We start from the raw sequence: 21,635 nt of genomic DNA, 5'->3' as shown, positions 1-21,635 counted from the left end.
GCAAAAATCAAAATTTTAAAGGAAGGGACATTTTTCATATAAATTGTTTTATCTCCTTATGGTTATCTGAGCCAGCTTAAGTGCATTATATAAATATAACTTTTCCTTTATTGATATTAATTATTACAAAAAACCCCGGCGTCACAATCAACAACCGGGGCTCAACAAACTAAAACTAAAAGGATTACTTTTTCAATGTGAAAGTGCCATCAAATTCAGAATCTGAACTTCCCGCGATGAAAAATTCAAATTCACCGGGTTCATACACATATTCAATATCATAATTATAGAACTTAAGGTCTTCGGGAGAGATAGTAAAAGTTACCGTTTTAGATTCACCCTTTTTGAGAGCTATCTTCTGGAAACCTTTAAGTTCTTTCCCGGGAGGAGTTACACTTCTCACTACATCTCTTATATAAAGCTGAACTATCTCCTCTCCATTATAATTTCCAGTATTGGTGACAGTAGCACTTAACTCTATTGAACCATCGGCATTCAGCTCTTTAGAACTGGCTTTAACATCACTGTATTCGAAAGTAGTATAACTAAGACCATAACCAAATGGAAGTAGCGGAGTATTAGGAGAGTCCAGGTAATTGGACTTGAATTTCTGGAATTCACCTGATTCAGGTCCCGGTCTTCCAGTAGTCTTCATTCTGTAGTGTATTGGAACCTGTCCAACACTTCTAGGCCAGCTATTGGTAAGTTTTCCTGAGGGATTATAATCTCCGAATAAAACATCACCTACTGCATTTCCTGCTTCAACTCCAGGATGCCAGATCTGAAGAATACTTACCGACAGGGCCATTTCTTCTGAAATATCCAGCGGTCTACCACTCATTAAGACCAATACTACTGGCTTGCCTGTTTTTGCAAGTTCACGGATCAGTTTTTTCTGGCTGTCAGGAATAGTGATATCGGTTCGGCTGGCCGCCTCTCCACTCATTTCAGTAGCTTCACCAACCACTGCCACGACCACATCTGAACTTTTAGCCAGATCAAGAGCCTCCTTTAGTAGGGTTTCAGGAGACTCATCAGCGATCTGTATTCTTTGGCCAAACACATTTACTTTTTTTGCAAAAGTGCTATCATCAGAGATATTAGCTCCCTTCGCATAAGTGATATTTGCGTTTGGTGCAACATTTTTAAGTCCCTCAAGAATTGGAACTGACAATTGGGGATTTCCCGTAGGTGCCCAGGTTCCCAGCATATTATTCTTATTATTCGCTAATGGACCAATGAGTGCAATATTGGCATCCTTGGCCAGCGGAAGTGTATTATTGTGCTTTTTAAGCAGCACAAAAGAACGGGTAGCGGCTTTACGTGCCAGTTTCCTGTTCTCTTCGGTAAGTATATCTTTGTCAGGTCTACTTTCATCAGAATACAGGTAAGGATCATCCAACAGGCCTATCTTATGCTTTGCCTCCAGAATTCTTCTCGCCGCTTTCGTGATCTGTTCTTCGGTAACCTTTCCTTCTTCGACCGATTTCTTCAGGGTAGTTAAAAAGCCTTCTCCAACCATATCCATATCCAGTCCGGCGTTAATTGCCAAGGCAGAAACCGCCTGAAGGTCTCCAAGGCCATGTGCGATCATTTCGTTGACCGAGGTATAGTCTGATACCACAAATCCGTCAAACCCCCATCTATCTCTTAAAAGGTCGGTTAAAAGCCATTTATTTCCTGAGGCTGGGATTCCGTCAATATCGTTAAAAGAAGTCATTACACTTCCCACTCCGGCATCTACCGCTGCTTTATAAGGAGGCAGGTATTCATTGAACATTTTAAGTCGGCTCATATCAACAGTATTATAATCTCTACCGGCTTCAGGTGCTCCGTATAATGCCATATGCTTCACAGTTGCCATCATAGTGTGTGGCTGTGTAAGATCCTCTCCCTGGTATCCCTGGACCATTGCTTTTGCAATTTGTGATCCTAGGTATGGATCTTCACCTGCTCCCTCTGCAATACGACCCCATCTTGGATCACGGGCAATATCTACCATTGGAGAAAAGTTCCAGTTAATCCCGTCAGCCGTAGCTTCTTTTGCGGCCATCTGGGCGCCCTCTTTGATCAGGTCCATATCCCAGCTGGCAGAAAGTCCAAGTGGAATTGGATAAGTGGTTTTATATCCATGAATAACATCAGACCCGATAAGTAGCGGGATTCCCAAACGGGAGTTTTTAACGGCTAATTCCTGAGCCTGTCTCACTTTTGCAGGACTCGAAACTCCGAAAACTCCTCCAACTTTACCAGCCTTTATTTTAGCCTCCACACCTTCACTTACAACAGAACCTGTGGCCACACCTCCACCTGGAGTTAAAAGATTAAGCTGACCTATTTTTTCCTCCAGGGTCATTTTTTTAAGCAGTTCTTCCACTTCCGGAATTCTTTCCTGTGCCTGAAGGCAGGAAAGCCCTAAAAAAAACAGTAGAGCAACTGACAGATTAAAATTTTTCATTTTAGTTAAACTTTAAAAATTGGTAATTGGTTTTTTCTTTATTTCACTTCCTGAACCTCAGTTCTTTCTGAGATCCCATTTTCATTAAATGCTTCAATACTGAAATAATATTTTGTATCACGATCAAGATTGCGCATAAAATGTTCATTTTTATCATAAATCAACCAGGACTGATACAACTTATCTGGTGCAATGCCCCAGCGAATGTTGTATCCCTGAGCTCCCTTAACCGGTTCCCACTCAAAGGAAGCGTCTCTTCTATCTTCCTCTCGTGTCACCATGAAGCCTTTTACTTTTGCAGGTTTTTTACCCAATCCTTTACCGAAAACCCTTATTTCGGATAGGGCCAAGTTATTTCCCGGAACTTTCACATTGTTATAGCGAACATATTTTGCTTTTACCGGTTCGTTAAGTGTGATATAGGCATTAGGTGCATCTTCGTAACTATTACTTCTGTCTACAGCTGTCTTCCAATTTTTACCATCCTCTGAGATTTCCAGTGTAAACCTGTGTCGTAAACTATCGATACGGGTATAAATCTCTGAGTCCTGATCATGAAAATTCAACTGAAAAGCGTAGATATTTCCAGGCGCCAGCATTTCGATCTCGACCCACTGTTTATCATCATTGGCATCAGCGACCCAGAAGGATTTAGGACTTTCGTCAGTAAGCAACTTTGAGATGATTTCACCTTCGCTATTTTTTTCCAAAGGCATTTCGGTGATATCATAATCCCCATCTGTCGCGGTGCTCTTCCGCACCTGCATTTTGGAAGAAGAAACCGTGGCTTTCCCCTTATAGGAAAGCAACATCCAACCAGTATGCTGACCCGCTTTGGTAGGATGATCGGGGCCAAACAAAGGGTAATCCCCATAACTCGTATTTGTATACATCAGGCCTTCGTCATCAAAATAAGTTGGAAACATGCATAAACGGCGTTCCCAGTGAGAATTAGAAGCCAGCGCCATAGTCGCAAAATGCCAGTACTGACCATTGGTCTGTTTCACTGTAACTCCATGGCCTGCGCCATTAGTAAAACCGCCCGGCTTAAAGCTCATAGGGTTATTTTTCATGTATTTGAAAGGCCCCAAGGGAGTTTCACCAATATAAGCAGCATCTGCATACACATTAAATTGTGTTCCTGGCGCCGCATATTGCAAATAGTATTTGCCATCATGCTTGGTCATGGAGGCTCCCTCCATGTATCCTTCCTTTAAGGTGGGATGGAAATTATTTTCACCAAAACGTTCCCAGCCATGTTCTTCTTCTACCAGGTTAATAAGATCTTTCTTAACGCCGGTTTCAAGAAAACGGTCATCTTTATCCAGCATTTTCACACGAAGGGGATGGACGTTAGACGAGCCCCAGTACAGGTAAGTTTTCCCGTCATCATCAATAAATAATTCAGAATCCTGGATATTATTGGAAATTGATGCAGTGGGTGTCCACTCACCTTTTTTGGGATCATCGGTGTAAAGAATACTACCATAACCCGCGGGATCACCAGCAAAATATACCAGCGAATCTTTATAATTGAAAGCGGTTGGAGCATTAGATCCCTCAAAGAACCATTGTTCTGGCCTAATAAACTCCCAATTGATCAAATCCTTGGAATGCCAGTACCCAAAAGAACGTGTCACAAACATGAAGTATTCCCCGCGATATTCAATTACCGCCGGATCTGCTCCGGAACGATAAGAAATATTATTGGCTGAATTATAAACCATATAGGAATAATCTATATCCAGCGGATTTATATAAGTTTCAGGCACTATTTCCTGGGCTTTTGTAAGGCTACTGAATAATATGGCTACTAAAGCGAATATATATTTTGAAGCATTCATTTCTTTTTGTCTTATCAGATTTATAATTGCCAATTTACTTTTCCTGACTGCAGCTCACTGGAGTTAGTTCCAACATAAATATTAAAGTCCCCCGGTTCCCAGTCATATTTTAAAGCGCTGTTATAGAATTTTAAGTCTTCGGTGGAGATGTTGAATTCCACCTGTTTTGATTCTCCTGGCTGCAATTCAATCTTCTCAAAGCCTTTTAACTCTTTCACCGGTCTGGAAACTGAAGCTACAGGGTCATTGATATATAACTGAACCACTTCTTCTCCTTTGTATTTACCCGTATTGGTTACAGTGACGCTTGCCGTTAAGCTCTCATCAGCTTTTAATTCCTTTTTATTGAGCCTAAGCTCGCTGTATTTAAAGGTGGTGTAGCTTAAACCATAACCAAAAGGAAATAATGGGGAATTAGGCACATCCAGATATCGTGATGTAAAATTCGAAGACTCAGTTTCCGGCCTGCCGGTACGGTTATGATTATAATAAAGTGGGATCTGGCCTACTTCCCGTGGAAAGGTCATAGTAAGTTTTCCGGCAGGGTTGTATTTACCAAATAACACATCCGCTATACCATTCCCGGCCTGCACTCCCGCGTGCCAGGTTTCCAGCATTGCAGCTACATTCTCGTTTTCCCAGCTTAAAGTTAAAGGCCGGCCATTACTCAATACCAACACCACTGGCTTTCCGGTTTCTATAAGCCTTCTAAGAAGTCTTTTCTGGGACTCCGGCAGGCTGATATCGGCACGGCTGGAGGCTTCGCCAGACCAGCTTCTGGGTTCTCCCAACACGGCAACTATTACATCAGATTTTTGTGCAACTTCAGAAGCCTCTTCCAGTAATCTCTTTGAATCTTCAGGACTAACTGAGATCTGATCGTCTTTTGCTCTTTTCCTGTTCATCAGGAAAGGGTCTTCGGTATAATAAGCACCTTTAGCGTAAAGAACCTCAGCTTTATCCCCGGCGACATTCCTTATCCCGTCAACAATAGTCACAATATCTGTAGTATCTGAAGTGGCTGCCCAGGTTCCCAGCATATCGTCTTTGGATTTTGCCAATGGACCTATTACCCCAATGGTTCCTTCTCTCTTTAAAGGAAGGACATTATTCTGGTTTTTAAGCAGCACGCAAGATCTGGCCGCCAATTCCCGGGCATATGCCTGGTGTTCTTCACTCAACCAAACCTCTTCGGCCCGTTCTTCGTCAAAATACTGAAATGGCTTATCGAACAAACCTAGTTTATATTTAGCCTCCAAAACCCTTCTGCAGGCCTGGTCTATTTCGGCCTCGGTTACCTTACCTTCCTTAAGGGACTTTCCTAAAGTCCCTATATATCCCTGTCCCACCATATCCATATCTACACCGGCTTTCAGTGCTTTTACCGCAACGGTTTGCAAGTCACCAAGGCCGTGATTGATCATTTCATTGATAGCTGTATAATCGGTCACGACAAAACCATCAAAGCCCCATTGATCTCTAAGGAGATCTGTCATCAGCCATTTGTTCCCGGTTGCGGGAACCATATCTATAACATTAAATGACGTCATTGCCGAACCTGCTCCTTCTTCGAATGCAGCTTTATAAGTAGGCAGATAATTCTGAAACATCGAGATCCTGCTCATATCTACAGTATTGTAATCCCGGCCTGCTTCGGCTGCACCATAGAGCGCGAAATGTTTCACACATGCCATAATGGTATTTTCTTTTGAAAGATCATCCCCCTGGTAACCTCTCACGTATGCACGGGCAATCTTACTTCCCAGATAGGGATCTTCCCCGGCTCCTTCAGCTACCCGTCCCCATCGGGGATCGCGGGTGATGTCCACCATAGGAGAGTAAGTCCAGCTGATACCTCCCGCACTGGCCTCAATAGCCGAAATACGGGCCATTTTTTCAATTCTGTCCACATCCCACATACAGGTCATCGCCAAAGGTATAGGGAAGGTAGTCTTATACCCATGTATCACGTCTCTTCCTGAAATCAATGGAATACCAAGTCTGGAGTCATTTACTGCTGCTTTCTGACTTTCATAACCTCCTGAAGCTCCAATCAATCCTTGTTTAATGTATTCAATGGGCCCTTCTCCTGCAGTAACTACCTTTAAATCGCCGACCCCCGATGACAGGTTTAGCTGACCCAATTTTTCCTCCAGGGTCATTTTGGACAATAATTCTTCCACTTCTGGAATTCTGCTTTTCGTTTGAGCAACAGCAAACCCGCTTAGAAATATCAGGAATAATACTAATATCTTTTTTAGCGCCATCGTATTAATTTTTCGAATTACTGAACAACCAGGGCAATAAATAAGGCTCAGCCAAAGCTGAATCCCAGCTGTTGTGGTTATCATCAGGATAAAGGGATAATTTAGCATTACCTCCATTGTGATTTATACTTCTGGCCATGGCCTTTGAAAATCGAGGTGGTACTATGTCATCCTTTTCCCCATGAAATATCCAGATATTAAATCCTTTAGGATATTTTTCAGCTATTTCTTCGTTAGCACCCCCACAAATTGCGAATGCCGCGGCGAACATTTCAGGTTTTTTGAAAATGATCTCATAAGTTCCCATTCCTCCCATAGAAAGGCCGCCAACATATACCCGGTCCTGATTCACAAAGTCTTTCGAAACTACAGAATCCATTAATTTCATTACAAGATCAAGGGATCTGGTGGGCTTTTCCTTATTCTTAAAATCAAACTGAAAAGGCGTAGTATCCCTTTTCACTTCTACCTTAGCCCAGTAATCTTCTTTGGGGGCCTGAGGGAAGATCACAATGGCCGGAAATTTTTCCCGGTTTTCTTTATTAAGAAAAAGATCACTGCCATGTACCAGTTGAGATTCATTGTCATTTCCTCTTTCACCAGCGCCATGAAGAAAAAGCAGCAGCGGGTATTCTTCATCCATAGAAAAATCTTCAGGATAAAGTATCCTGTAATTCAGAGTATCCCCTTCAGCAACAAAATGTTCCTTTTTAAATTCTTCCCTGGATTGGGCATTTAATAGCAGTGGAAATGTCAGTAAGACAGATCCAAACATTAGCATTAAATATTTAATTCTATTTTTCATATTCAAAACCGAGTTTTTCAAGTCCTTTCTGTACTTCGGGAGCTTGCATGAAAAGTTCCCAGATAAGGCCTGAACGATAATTCTCGATCATTACAACCATTGGTCCCTGATCTATTGCCAGATATTGTTCGGCCACCCACGGTTCACCTTCAAGACTGAATGCATCATAAAATCCAGCAGGACCCCATAAAAGATCATTCTGATCTGTAAAGAAATACCTCATGGCTCTCAAGGATTTCTCAGGAGTATAAGGGATCGAACTAATTGCTGCGGTAGGTGAAACAACGCCTCTATCATCATCAGGCGAATGAGCTGCATAACCTATACCACCATCCTCTTTGCGAGTATAGCTGGCAGTAAGTCCCCATGAATTAGGCGAATAAGTCTCAAAATCCTCAGGATTTTCCTGACAGTATTCGTAATTGATATTAGTGTGGTTGACATTAAGATTCCAGTAGTTAGCGTATTTATCTGTAAGGCCTTTTGGATTCAGGCCTAAATAGGAATAATGCGCCCAGAATAAAGGACCGCCTTTATCACCACGGGTATTATGCTTAAGGATCAGCGGAATTCCATATGCTTCTACATCAGTTGTGATATCTCCACCACGAGCCCAGCCTTCGTGATAAACTTCTGGTTTTATGGAATGCTCGGGAGATGAAGCAGCCATCACATAAGTGATGAGGCATTCATTATATCCCTGAATAAGGAAATTCTTTTGAAATTCATATTCCGGAGACCAGTGCCATATAATCCCATTCCTGTTATTTGTATACCAGTTCCATTCTATACCTTTCCAAAGCTCATCATATTTTTGAGCCACTTCTTGCTCTTTTGCTGAACCATTTTTCAAGTATTCTCTAACTACAATAAAGCCCTGTGCCAAAAAAGAGGTTTCTACTATATCTCCACCATTATCCTTTTCACTGAATGCCTGAACTCCACCGGTTTCCCCATTAAGCCAGTGAGACCATGCTCCATGGAACCTTGGTGCATTCGAAAGAAAATTGGCTATCTTATCCAGTCTTGCTACCGCAGAGTCTCTTGGGATAAAACCTCTTTCAACTCCAGCGACAATTCCCATTAATCCAAACCCTGAACCACCAGTGGTTACAACGTGTTCATCATTTTTTGGGTAATTGCCATCAGGATGATAACGTTCCCGGGCCATGCCACTGTTAGGTTCAGCGAACTCCCAGAAATACTTTAATGTCTGTTTCTGGACGGTATCCAACAAAGCCTCGTCAGACATTTCGATTTCTGAAGCTGATTTATCCTGATCAGAGTCTGATGATCCCTTTTTATTGTCCTTACAGCCAACAAGTATGAATATTGAAAGTATTAATATTGAAATTGATTTATTTAACATTTGAATTTTATTGAAGTAAATGTTTAATTGTTAGTATAGAAATCCCAGTTTTTCCAGGCCATCCTTGACTTCCTGATTGCTCATAAACAAATCCCAGAGTAACTGAGTTCTATAATTTTCTATCATAGCTACAATGGGTCCCTGGTCTATTGCAAGCCAGCCATTAGACACCCAGTCGTGTTCCTCTGAAAAGGCATCATAAAAGCCATATTCCCCCCATAATTCACTTTTCTTATCTTCATAGAAATGTCTTAAAGCAGCCATGGATTTATCGGGGGTGTAGGGAAAAGAAGACAATGCGGCTGTTGGAGTGATCACTCCAAGATCATTAGTAGGGCTATGTGCCGCATAGCCTTCATGACTATCTGAAGCGGTAAGGCCCCAGGAATTTTCTCCATATCCCAGATAATTCTTAGGATTATCTACACAGTATTCATAATTGATCATTGTATGTGCAGTATTCTGCTTCCAGTAATTCGCATAGTCATCCTGGAGCGTTCTTGGATCCAGGCCAATAAAGGAATAATGACTAAAAAATAATGGACCTCCATATGCAGGCCCCAAGGGAAGATCGATCCCATAATGGGTTCTATTTTTAACCATATCTCCATTCGATGCCCATCCGCTTTTATAGACTACTTTATCTATAGAGTAAGTAGGTGATGAAGCGGCTAAAACATAAACTATTAGCGATTCATTCCATCCTTTAATAGGCAGATGAATTTGAAAATCGTAGTCGGGAGACCAGTGCCAGTATAGTACATCATCTCCATTGGTATACCATGTCCATTCAACATTTTCCCAGATCTTCGTAATTCGGGATTGAATATCATTTTCATCAAAATATTCCCTGCAAATAAGCAATCCCTGAATAAGAAAAGCTGTTTCAACAAGGTCTCCACCATTATCATACTGACTAAATGGCCTGGTTTGAGCAGTACTTCCCAGATACCAGTGAGAATAGGCACCATGATAGGTAGGTGCCTTCTCGAGGAAATCGAGAATTTTTTCAAGCCTTGTTACCGCCTCATCGCGGGTGATCCATCCACGTTCTACTGCAGCAGGAAAAGAGGCAAGACCAAAACCAGTTCCTCCCGTTGTGACAAGGTTTGGTGACTGCCCTCCATAAGCACCATCCTGAGATCTTTCTCTTGCCATACCACTAGTAGGCTCAGCAAAATCCCAGAAATAGTTAAATGTTGTTTCCTGTACGAGATCTAAAAGTTCTTCATCGCTAAGGGAAGGAACCTCGCTCTGACCATCATCTGTAGGATCGGGAACATAAGGTTCCTGATATCCCGGTCCAGAATCATTGGAACAAGAAAAAAATAGTATTAATCCGAATAAATAAAGATATTTATACATGTCTGGTTTTTTATTCATTATCATCTGCAGTTTTCTTACCAAATAATATTCTTCATTATTCAGAAAATAGCATAAACTTACTTACTGGCTCGTGCTTGAGAAAAGACAATAGTTTCCCTTTTCCAATAGATTGAAAATAATAGACAGTTAAAATGACGTTAAAGGATTAGGCCTATTTTGAAATAGTAACCTTCCAAAAAATTAGAGCGTAATTAGGCTGATATGAAAATTATAATAAGCTCCGAAACCTAATGGTTCCGGAGCCTAATATTCTTCTATTGAATCATTGCCTGAATTTCTTCCTGGGTAAGCACTTTATTATAAAAACGCAATCCATCGAGATAACTCTGGTCAGACATGTGTCCCCATGCAGTAAATCTAGGAGCTCCAGACATCACAGAAACTATTTCTACACCAGTCCAGTCTAGACCTGAAATATCAGCATCTTTTACAACCTGACCATCTATATATACGATGGCTTTACTCTGAGATATTGTGAATGCTAAGTGTACCCAGCCCGCATCATTAGCTACATCTGCTGCTGTTCCACCATCAACCCATGCATCGGCGGTACCGTTACCAACATTCAATTTAAATCTCTGGTGTCCATCAGCACCTTTTTCGCGGAAAAACCTAAATCCAGAGGTTCTTTTATTTTGTGTTTCGGGATACCCGGCATTTTCTGTATCTTCTGGTCCCATGACTAAAATACCTGCTCTATCTGGAGTGGCATTTAATTTATACCACATAGTAGCACTAAAGGTTTCACTAGTTAAACCTGCAGAGGGCAAGGTTAGATAAGCACCTGCAGCTCCGGCATAGGCATTTGAACCTTCTTTGCTTTCTCCGGCAAATCCTGGATCTCCAACCACCGTTACATCTCTATTAGATGCCATATCCTTAAACTGTCCATCAAACGGCATATCTAAGGTCACAGAAGAAGCACTGATAAGGCCCTGGATCTCTTCCTGGGTAAGCGCCTGATCGAAAAATCTTAATTCATCAATAGGACTGCTATCATACAAATGATCCCAGTAGCTGAAAGTCTCTCCACCATGACCGATAGTTAATTCTTCTACTCCGCTCCAGTCTATTGGGCCTGAAAGGTTTCCTGTATTAACTGGTGTTCCATTAAAATAAATCGTAGACGTAGAAGAAGTTACTGTAAAAGCTACATGAACCCATTCACCTGAATCGGCCTTTAATACGCCTCCATCGTTCCAGCTTTCACCAGTTCCGGTACCAACGTTCAATTTCAGTCTCTGTTCATCTGCATTTCCTTCTCTGAATAACCTGAATCCCTGCTGACGATCATCAGCATCATCGCCTGCCACCAGAATTCCTGCTCTGCCAGGATCTCCGCTTACTTTATACCAGAAAGAAGCAGTAAACTCCTCTCCTATAGATCCATCAAACGGAAGATTAAGATAAGCGTCAGAAGCTCCTTTATATGCTGCACTACCTAAGAAGGCATCATTAGTAAATCCAGGATCGCCAACCACATCGGCTTCCTTTAGGGTCATAAGATCTATATAAGCCCCATCAAAAGGCATATAGATATATTCTCCCAATGCGTCGAACTTAGGAGTATAAGGAGGTTCTTTACTGAAACTAACAGTTTTAGAAGTTGTATTTCCTTCCATATCTGTGGCAGTAACAGTCACAGTATGCTCACCATTAGTAACATTATCAAAAACAACCTGATCCTTTACAATTCTATAATCAAGGAAATCGTTCATTGTTGCGATGGTATTTCCATCTACAGCTACTTCAATATTGGCTACTTCAATATCATCCTCAACCTCAAATTTTATAGTCACAGAGGATACTTCTTCCAATACATTTATAGTTGCACCTTCAACTGGTGAGGAAATTGTCACTTCCGGATTTGCGGCATCTGCACCGGGATCAACCGGTGTTATAGGATCGATCCCTTCATATTCACAAGCAGCAAAGAGTAAAATGAAGGAAAACAATCCTAAAAGTTTTATATTAATATTTCTCATGTTTTCTCTTATTAATTTAATTCGTGTAATATGGTATTCATTTCAGAGTTCATATCCACTGAAGTTGCTTCCAATGGTAAGGCATCTACCTGAGCCTGTGGATAAGGCAAGTATTCCTTATCTGCGCTAAAGGTTCGGCCATCATAGCTCAATTCGTCATACATATCTAAACGAATCATATCGTAATAACGAATTCCCCATTCCATTGCTAGCTCGGCAAATTTCTCATCCATCACATCCTGCAGAGTTACCCCGGTAAGTGGGTCTAACTCAGCTCTGGCTCTAACTAGATTAACAGCTTCATCAGCAGACATTCCAGCACCACTGGCACCTTGAACAAGAGCCTCTGCATACATTAATAATACCTCAGCATATCTGATAACAATCATATTCTTACCAGCTCCATAGTTGTTTCGTCCATCAGTCAACTGAACGGATGGCAGATAATGCTTACCACTTGCAAAATATGCACGTGCGTAATCATTGATAACATCACCAGATCTTGTGGTATTTGAAACAAATGATGGAAGGTTTGTGTATCCGTCAGCTTCAATTTCGGCTATACCTCTATCGGTAAACAATACGCTGGTTTCTAAGCGAACAGTTTCATCACGATCAAGCATAAACTCTATGAATTTAAAACTTGGCTCATAGAATCCCCATCCGCTACTAGCATTCTCTCTTGCCGGAGTCCAACCCTGAGGTCCAAAAGGCGCATATAAATGGTAAAAAGCATCCCCTGTTTCCGATCCAAAATCAGAATATTGCATTTCAAGTAAACTCTCATCACTCAACTCTCCAGGTTTTTTGAAAAGCTGATAAAAATCTGGATAAAGTGAAAACTTACCTGAACTGATGATTGCACCCGTAGCATCGGCCACTGCCTGATAATTACCAAGTTCAAGGTTAGCCAATGCTTTCATAGCATAGGCGGTGTATTTGGTAACTCCACCAGGAATATCAGTACGCTCATTAGGCCTGGCATCCGGAAGATGTTGAATAGCATCATCCATCTCATTTGAGATGAACTGCATGATTTCAGCTTTAGTAGATACACCTGCTTCGATTTCTTCTTCGGGCTGATTGGATGTAATTATGAATACATCTTCCCAAACTCTGGCAAGGTTAAAATGAAACCATGCTCTAAATACCTTGATTTCCGCTATATACTGCTCACCACGAGCAATATCATCCCCTTCAGCAAACTCCATGTAATTCTCTATCTGGAGTATCGCGGTATTCATATCAATAATATCTGCATAATGTATATTCCAAAGGGAATTATACATCCAGTAATCCTTAGTATACTCATATTTATCGGTAGCTGCGAAGGGTTGTTGATCTCCCAGTCCACCTGCATTCACATCATCTCCGCGAACTCCCAGAAGTAATGGCTCCTCCCATCCCCGGGTTGCAAATTCATTATAAGCACCGATAAGTGGTGAGATCATATCCTCGGTCGCGGTATAATCTATATCAGCCGTATTAAGCTGACCCTCTCTTGTTTCCAGCTTATCATGACATGAACTTAGCATTGCCACCATAAACAGTGCAAATGCACACTGGAATAATAAATTCTTAATTTTTTTCATTTTGCAAATTTTTTAAATTTTAATGTTAACGCCTACTGTATAGGTAGCCGGCACAGGATAGGTTTGTCTATCTACACCATTTGGAACTTCAGGATTAAATCCGTTGTAATCGAAGAATGTAAATGGTTTTTCTGCCGTAAAATAAAGTCTGGTCGTAGGCAACTTTTCAGATTGAATAGTATAGGCCAACTGAACATTCTGAATCCTGAAAAAGTCTCCATCTTCCACCCAGAAATTACTTAATCTCTGGTTCCAGGCTTTTCTTAATCCTGCTGAAGAAGGGTAGGTATTACTTGTTCCTTCTCCATGCCATCTGTTAATAGCAAGATCAGCATCAAAATTGGTGTCCTGAGTGAATATAATTTCTCCTCTTTTCCTATTCAGGATTTTATTTCCAGCCTGACCATAGAAATTCATAGAAAAATCCCATGATTTGAAGGTAATTCCAATATTACCACCATATGTGAAATCTGGTAGGAAAGAACCTATAATTACCCTGTCGGCATCATCTATCACTCCATCTCCATTTTGATCCTTATAAATAAGGTCTCCAGGCACAAGATTATTCTCTACGGCAATAGGATCGGCATCAATTTGTGCCTGATTCTGATATACTCCTATCCTTTCATAACCATAAAAAGCGAAAAGTGGCTCTCCTTCTATGGTTCTTTGTCTGAATTCCGCAGTTCCGGCATCAATATATCCTCTATCGTCTTCAATTTCTATTGCTTCATTATCTACCGTAGTGAAGTTACCACCAATGGTATAACTGAAATCCTCAGAAATATTATCTTTCCAGGTAGCGCTTATTTCGAGCCCTTGATTCCTGATAACCCCGGAATTCCTATCTATGCTTGTATTAATTATAGGAATAAACACAGGTAAAATTGCGTCTTCAGTATCCCTTATATAATAATCGGCATCTAGTGAAAGTCTATTGTTAAATGTCTCAATATTGATACCAAAGTTCTTCTCTTCAATAACTTCCCATGTATTATTTGAGAAAACACTTGTAGAAGTTATTCCCGTACGCGGCACATCACCTAAGGCAGCGGTTACAACATTAATGGTATTGGCTCCAGAACTGGCAGCAACGTTATCATTACCCAGCTTACCCCAGCTTGCCCTTAACTTAAGGAAATCAAAAACGCCGTTATTCTGCATGAACTCTTCATCCGAGATCACCCATCCTACACCTAAAGATGGAAAATAACCCCAGGGGTTCTGAGTAAATTTTGAAGAACCATCAGCCCTGTATGTACCATATAATAAATATTTATCTTTAAAATTATAAGCTAATCTTCCAAAATAAGAAATACCGTAGAATCTTCTTCCAATCTCTCTTACATTATTACTAAACGACTCAGGATCGGCAAAATTCAAGAATCTACTGGATTCCAAACGAATTCCGGCAATATCCTGCCCGGTCGCTGAAAAAGAATTGGTAGCTTCATCTCTATATGAGGCACCGGCCATTAAAGTTACATCGTGATCTCCAAATTCATCATTATAGGTTAAAATATTATCCCAGTACTGATTGGAAATATTATTATCTGTTCTGGTAATACTGGACCTACGTTCAAAGTTATTACCCAAAGTATAAGGAAGATTCACATTTCGCGCTTCCAATGCAGTAAAGTTGTGACTGTAAGTTGTTTTGAAATCCAACTTCTCTGGAATAATATCAAACTGAAGATATAAACTAGTTAATAGTTTCCTGATCTTTTGTCTGTTTTCATTGTAAGATAAATCCTGAAATGGGTTTTGGGTCCCCCTATATCCTAACAGCTGTGCATTGGAATATCGGATTGGCGTAGCCTCTGTATTAAGAGAGTCTATTACCGGCATCAATGGCACGGCATGATAAGCTCGGAACCATGCTCCATTTTCTGGAAGATATCTTGTAGCATTACTGAAAAGAGAATTAACTCCAGCTTTAAATCTATCTGAGATGTCTACATCAACTTTAGATCTTATATTGAATCGCTCATATTCATTCTTCATATCAAGAATACCTTCTTCCGCAAAATAGTTGGTACCCACTGAGTATGCGACCCTGTCACCTCCTCCAGTAACACCAATACTATGACTCTGAATTATACCATCACGTAAAATCTCATCATACCAGTCTGTATTTACCGCGGGAACATTAGGATTTATACGGCTTCTTCCGAATCGCTGCATCGCGTTCATTACGAACTGTACATCAGGCTGAGAGCCCGATTCCTGTGCCATCGTCACAAATTGTTCGGTATTTGCCATTTTAACCATATTCTGAGCACGTTGAATACCAGTATAGCCATCATATTCGAATTGTGGCTTCTGATTAAGTTTACCAGATTTTGTCTCAATGATCACAACACCATTTGCGGCTCTTACACCATAAATTGCTGATGAAGAAGCATCCTTTAATATATTGATAGACTTTATATCCTTAGTATTAAGGAAATCTATATTGTCATATAAGGTACCATCAACCACATACAGAACGTTTGTCGCGTTCTGGTAGGTTCCTAAACCTCTAATCCTTACAGTTGGAGAACCACCAGGAGATCCTGAGCTAACAATCTGCACTCCAGATACCCTACCCTGCAAAGACTGCATAGCATTAGAGGTTGGAGTTTTCTCAATTTGTTCAGCATCCACGGTAGATATGGAACCGGTTAAATCCCTTTTCTTCTGCGTACCATAACCTACAACTACCACCTCATCCAGCTGCCCTGCATCCTCCTGAAGGCTTACTGAATAATCTGAACTTGTAGTTACCTCAATTTCCTGTGGAGCGAAACCCAGAAAGGTTACTCTGAACACATCTCCAACTTCAACGTTCTCCAAAGAAAAATTTCCGTCGAAATCGGTCACATCAAAAATATCCTTACCAATAACCTTCACTTCGGCTCCTGGTAAGGGTACATCATTGGCATCGGTTACAACACCATTAATAGTTTTAGTTTGCTGTGCATAACTATGACTCACAAAAGCCATAAAAATTGCACAAGCCAAGAATAATTTTACTTTCATACTCGTTGGGTGTTTTTGCTTAATTTGTCTTAGAAAGATACGTCCAATCCTCATTTTCACGCAAACGTTGTAGTACACAACTACTACTTCAAGTGAAAGTACAATTTAATTTGTTGATTATCAAATATTTAAAATTATTTTGAAGTATAATTTTATGATAATTTTTTATTAATGATGTAGTAATGTAGTAGTAATTTTTAGGAATTATTTAGCGAAAATCTTATTAATTTAGAAATTTCTTATTAGGAATTTTGTCAAGTTCACATCACTTTCCAGCTTCATCTTCTTCCTTAATCGATACCTGTGAACCTCCACACCCCTAACCGATATTCCCATAAGTGGGGCAATTTCTTTTGAGCTAAGATTCATTTTTAGATATGAACAGAGCTTTAAATCTTTGCTTGTAAGTTTAGGGTATTGATCTAATAAGTCCTTAAAGAAATCTTCATGAACCTCATTAAAGTTAGTTTCAAAAACCTTCCATTCATCCTTATTTTTGACCGCACTATTTATCTTATTCATGATGTGTTTTATTCGAAACTGATTAGAGAACTTACTCTTATCCTTATTTAATTCCCCTTGAATCTCCATAAGGACTTCATTTTTCTTGGCAGCCATCATCGTTGTATTAGCCAATTCCTTTCTTTTAAGATCAATCTCATTCATCAATTGCTGCTTTTCAAGTCTATTTAACCTTTCAGTATGTTCTTTTTCAAACTTCTCTTCTAATTGAAGCTGATGCTTTTTAAGCTTTTGTTGATTAAGCCAGTAAATCAAAAAGAAAATCGAAATAAACAGAAAGGCATAGATCGCCTTCATCCAGGTTGAAAAATACCAGGGCGGTGCAATCGTAAAATGAAAATTTTCAGTTGAAACCTGATTAAGAGGCCCACCTATGGCACTTAAACGTAAATCATAATCTCCATGTCTCAAATTTCTAAAGTTTACCTGTCCACCATTTAAGGAACCTGTTAGTTTTTCTTCCCCATCCAGAACATATCTTAATTGAGTAGCTTCCGAAACCGGCAACCCCGCTTTCAGAATAATATTTTTAGCATTCTGGAAAGGGATAACAGGAGATTCATCCAGTGAGTATCTTTGAACCTCATCAGAAAATTCCTTTAGAAAAGGAGTGCTAATCCATTGATCTTCTATTTCTTTCTGAAGCTTCTCAAGATTAACCCGGGCAAATCCATCATTTAAGGTCACAAAGGAAATAGAGTCATTTAGCCTAATAAAATTCTCGTTTCCCTTTACCAGTCTGTTATTAAACTTCTTTTCCGAAATAGAAAGTTTTTTATCCCGTAGATCTGTAATAATCAAGGAACCATCTTCCGAATCAATAAACACATAATCGGAACCTCCTTTGAAAATAAGACTACAGTCATCATACGCCGTAAGCTCTTCAAAATCCTCAAAATCATCCTTGAATGGGTTATATTTATACCATTCCCCATCAACATATATTATAACCTGATCGTTGATTCTGTATATCTTAGGACTATAATTCTCATTACTCCCTAAAGGAGGAATCTTTTCTACCTGAATATCTTCCCAATCATTAGGATTAAGCTTATAAATACCTTCGTAAGGATGAGCCGCCCAAATTCTGTCTTTACCATCAAATACTACTTCCTTGACAGGAAAATTGACAGCTTGAAGTTCTCTTATATCACCACTTCCAGGATTATAAAGACTTAATCCTGTGTAATGACTCACCAACAAATCATCACGGCCATCAACTTTTTTTATCGAAAAGCTTCCGGTACGAGATTCTACCGGAATGAATTTGTTGTTTACTATTTTATAGATACCAGTATTATGATTAGCGTAAAGCACATCATCAATCACCTCCAGACTCCAGGCATGGTCAGCGGCATTTTCAATTAATTCAAGTTTACCACCAGAAAACATGTAAACACCTGTATTACTAGCCAGATAATAATTACCCTTATAAATCTGGAGATCATATACCGCACCTAATTCACCGGTGTTATCAGTGTAAAATTTAATAGGAGCGTTCAGGTCTATCTGATCAACCCCTTTGTCCAGGGCAAGCCACAGCCTATCTTTGGCATATGCAACTCCTAAAACAGTATTATTTTGAAGACCCGAGGTACGGTCATAGACCTGAAACTGGTCTTCTCTAATGTTATAATGAATTATTCCATTCTTGATAGTTCCAAATACAATTTCGTTTTCAGAAACGCTTATAATATTGTTGAGTTCCCACTTTGCGATTAGAGCATTTAAGGCTGTGTTCCAGAACTTTTTTAAACGATTATCTGAATAAAAATAAAGGGCTTCCCTTGCTCCTAAATATAAGGTATCTCCGGAAGCCTCCATATCTATAATACTCTCATCTTTAATTAAATCAAGGTTCCCGCTTAAAGCTTGTAAAGCTCCCGAATCATCAAGATAAACCAGTCCATTTCTACGCTGCGCAAATAAGAGTCTGCCATTAAATTTCGCCAGGGCTGTGGACACCATATCCCTGACTTTTGTTATTTTATTGTCTTTATATTTATATACTCCCCCAAAAGACCTGAAGTAAATCGCATCCTGATATGAAGTTATTTCCCAGAATTCATCATTATTCATGTCCAGGCCCTTCATAAGCGGGGTAAGCGAATTATATATCATACAACCCTCCTCTGTGGTTTCCCAGTATCCGAATTCCTGAAAAGACCCAGTATATATTCTCCCGTTATAAGGATAAACCGACCTGATAATAGACTGGCTCTCTAATGGGAAAAGCTCCCAGCTTAAGCCATCAAAAACCATCAACCCCTGGTTGTTGGCAGTATAAACAACTCCTCTTTCGTCAACTGAAATATCCCAATTTTGACTTGCAGCGGAATATTCTGCCGGCGTATAGTTTTGTATAGGTGGTACCAATTCTTGCGAATGGGAAAAATTCACCATCAACACCAATAAAATCAGACTTTTAAAAGAATAAACTTTCATATTGTATACCAGATTGTGCAATTATTGTGCAGGTGAAAAGTAACAATTTTATACGAAAAGTTTCGTATTTTCACTTCCTAAAAAATTTAATTTATGTGTAGCCAATCAGTTTTCTTAAGATCCTATTTAAAATATTTACTAATCATCCCTTTTTTAATTCTTAGCTGTAAAGGGGATAAGAAGAATGAAAAAGAATCTTCAAAACAGGAAAGACCTAATATTGTTTTTATAATGGCAGACGATCATGCAGAACAGGCCATAAGCGCATATGGTCACCCGGTTAGTCAGTTAGCACCAACACCTAATATTGATCGTATCGCGCAGAATGGTGCTAAGTTTTTGAACAACTTCTGTACTAATTCTATATGTGGACCCAGCCGGGCGGTGATATTGACAGGGAAATTCAGCCATATTAACGGGTTCCGGATGAACGGTGAAGTTTTTGACGGCTCCCAACCCACCCTTCCTAAATATTTGAAAGAAGTGGGATACCAGACAGCTATTGTTGGGAAATGGCATCTGCATGGACAACCTCAGGGATTTGACTACTGGAATATTTTAAATGACCAGGGAAACTATTACAATCCTGAATTCATTCATAAGAATGATACCACCATAGTAAATGGTTACACTACCGATATTATAACTGATATGGGAATAGACTGGCTAAAGAACAAACGCGAACAAGACAAGCCTTTCTTTATTATGGTACACCATAAAGCTCCTCACCGTAACTGGATGCCGCCTATAAGACATATAAACACATACGATTCTATAGAGTTCCCATTACCTGATACTTACTTTTCTAAACATGAAAACCAGGTAGCTGCGCAGGAGCAACTGCAAACCATATATGAGGATATGTACGAAGGTCATGATTTAAAAATGACTGTAGCTAAAGGAAGTGATTCATTACGCCATAATCCATGGAAAAGCGACTTTCAAAGAATGACTAAAGAGCAACGAGACGCCTGGAATAAGGCTTACCGTCCTAAGAATGACGCATTCCATAATGCAAACCTATCGGGAAAAGAGCTAGCCGAATGGAAAGGTCAGCGTTATCTAAATGATTACATGGGCACTATTACGGCTGTAGACGAAGGTGTAGGTAAGATTCTTGATTACCTTGAAAATGAAGGCTTGGCAGAAAATACTATAATTGTTTATACTACCGACCAGGGCTTCTATCTAGGAGAGAAAGGATTTTTTGATAAACGCTTTATGTACGAAGAATCACTTGCAATGCCATTATTGATGCAGTATCCTCCAGTGATTGAACCGGGTACTACTATAGATGCCCTTACTCAAAATCTGGACTTCGCCCCTACCTTTTTAGATTTTGCCGGAGTTGAAATACCTTCAGAAATGCAGGGAAAATCTTTAAAACCCTTATTGACAGGAAAAGCAGATGATGATGAATTCAGGGATGCTGTTTATTATCATTACTATGACTTCCCAGCTTTCCATATGGTAAAGCGCCAGTATGGTGTAAGGACAGACCGTTATAAATTAATTCATTTTTATGATGATATTGATACATGGGAACTGTATGACCTGCAAAAGGATCCTCAGGAAGAAAAAAACCTATACGGAGATCCGGAATATGCAGAGGTACAGAAAAAATTGCATGAAAAACTAAAATCACTTCAGGAAAAATATGAAGTTACTGAAGAGGAATTTCAAACTACACCTGAAGAGAAAGTCGAAAGAGCATACAGGAATTTTGCAAGACTGGCCGGTGAAGATCCAGACACCTATCCTGAAGAGAAGAAAACTGCTTTAGAAGAATAGTACGGATTAAAATTAACTTTTGTATAAAAAGCAATAAAATGGAGTTTTTCCAAAATTAGGAAAAACTCCATTTTTTTTATGGATTTCGATAGAATCAAAGGGAAGTTAAGCACCCTTGCCGATGCCGTAAACATAAAGTTTACTGTTCCT

11 protein-coding genes are annotated in these 21,635 nt (G+C 39.8%); 1 reads left to right on the top strand and 10 read right to left on the bottom strand.

The features are described from left to right. Positions 1-184: 184 nt before the first annotated feature. From bglX (NE848_RS06485) to NE848_RS06440, 10 genes are all read right to left on the bottom strand, one after another. On the bottom strand, positions 185-2,458 hold the full coding sequence (gene bglX / locus NE848_RS06485) for a beta-glucosidase BglX (RefSeq protein ID WP_252111638.1): 2,274 nt from the start codon (positions 2,456-2,458) through the stop codon (positions 185-187). Positions 2,459-2,496: 38 nt separating this feature from the next. Further along, a complete protein-coding gene (locus NE848_RS06480; protein ID WP_252111636.1) occupies positions 2,497-4,302 on the bottom strand; it encodes a family 43 glycosylhydrolase in 1,806 nt (601 codons plus the stop codon). A 20-nt stretch (positions 4,303-4,322) separates the two neighbouring features. After that, entirely contained in the window at positions 4,323-6,569 is a 2,247-nt protein-coding gene (bglX, locus tag NE848_RS06475) for a beta-glucosidase BglX (protein ID WP_252111634.1), read from the bottom strand. 4 nt (positions 6,570-6,573) lie between these two features. Next, a complete protein-coding gene (locus tag NE848_RS06470) occupies positions 6,574-7,374 on the bottom strand; it encodes a carboxylesterase family protein (RefSeq protein ID WP_252111632.1) in 801 nt (266 codons plus the stop codon). Continuing rightward, on the bottom strand, positions 7,364-8,743 hold the full coding sequence (locus tag NE848_RS06465) for a glucoamylase family protein (protein WP_252111630.1): 1,380 nt from the start codon (positions 8,741-8,743) through the stop codon (positions 7,364-7,366). Before NE848_RS06465 ends, NE848_RS06470 begins: the two co-directional genes overlap by 11 nt. A gap of 30 nt (positions 8,744-8,773) precedes the next feature. Next, positions 8,774-10,126 carry a glucoamylase family protein gene (locus tag NE848_RS06460; protein ID WP_252111628.1) on the bottom strand — a complete coding sequence of 451 codons (1,353 nt, stop codon included), beginning with the start codon at positions 10,124-10,126 and terminating at the stop codon, positions 8,774-8,776. Between the two features lie 257 nt (positions 10,127-10,383). Then, positions 10,384-12,114, bottom strand: a complete 1,731-nt coding sequence (locus tag NE848_RS06455; RefSeq protein ID WP_252111626.1) for a LamG-like jellyroll fold domain-containing protein — start codon at positions 12,112-12,114, stop codon at positions 10,384-10,386. 11 nt (positions 12,115-12,125) lie between these two features. Beyond that, positions 12,126-13,706 (bottom strand): RagB/SusD family nutrient uptake outer membrane protein, encoded by a 1,581-nt coding sequence (locus NE848_RS06450; protein WP_252111624.1) that lies wholly within the window; start codon positions 13,704-13,706, stop codon positions 12,126-12,128. 12 nt (positions 13,707-13,718) lie between these two features. Continuing rightward, a complete protein-coding gene (locus NE848_RS06445; RefSeq protein WP_252111622.1) occupies positions 13,719-16,727 on the bottom strand; it encodes a SusC/RagA family TonB-linked outer membrane protein in 3,009 nt (1,002 codons plus the stop codon). Positions 16,728-16,955: 228 nt separating this feature from the next. Continuing rightward, entirely contained in the window at positions 16,956-19,694 is a 2,739-nt protein-coding gene (locus NE848_RS06440) for a helix-turn-helix and ligand-binding sensor domain-containing protein (protein ID WP_252111620.1), read from the bottom strand. Positions 19,695-19,787: 93 nt separating this feature from the next. On the opposite strand from NE848_RS06440, the gene NE848_RS06435 reads away from it, so the two are divergent. Next, a complete protein-coding gene (locus NE848_RS06435; protein ID WP_252111618.1) occupies positions 19,788-21,485 on the top strand; it encodes a sulfatase family protein in 1,698 nt (565 codons plus the stop codon). Positions 21,486-21,635 lie beyond the last annotated feature (150 nt).

The sequence above is a fragment of the Gramella jeungdoensis genome, assembly GCF_023805255.1.
Taxonomy (GTDB): domain Bacteria; phylum Bacteroidota; class Bacteroidia; order Flavobacteriales; family Flavobacteriaceae; genus Christiangramia; species Christiangramia jeungdoensis.
Note: the sequence above shows the minus strand (reverse complement) of the source record. Positions and strands in the feature narration are given on the sequence as shown.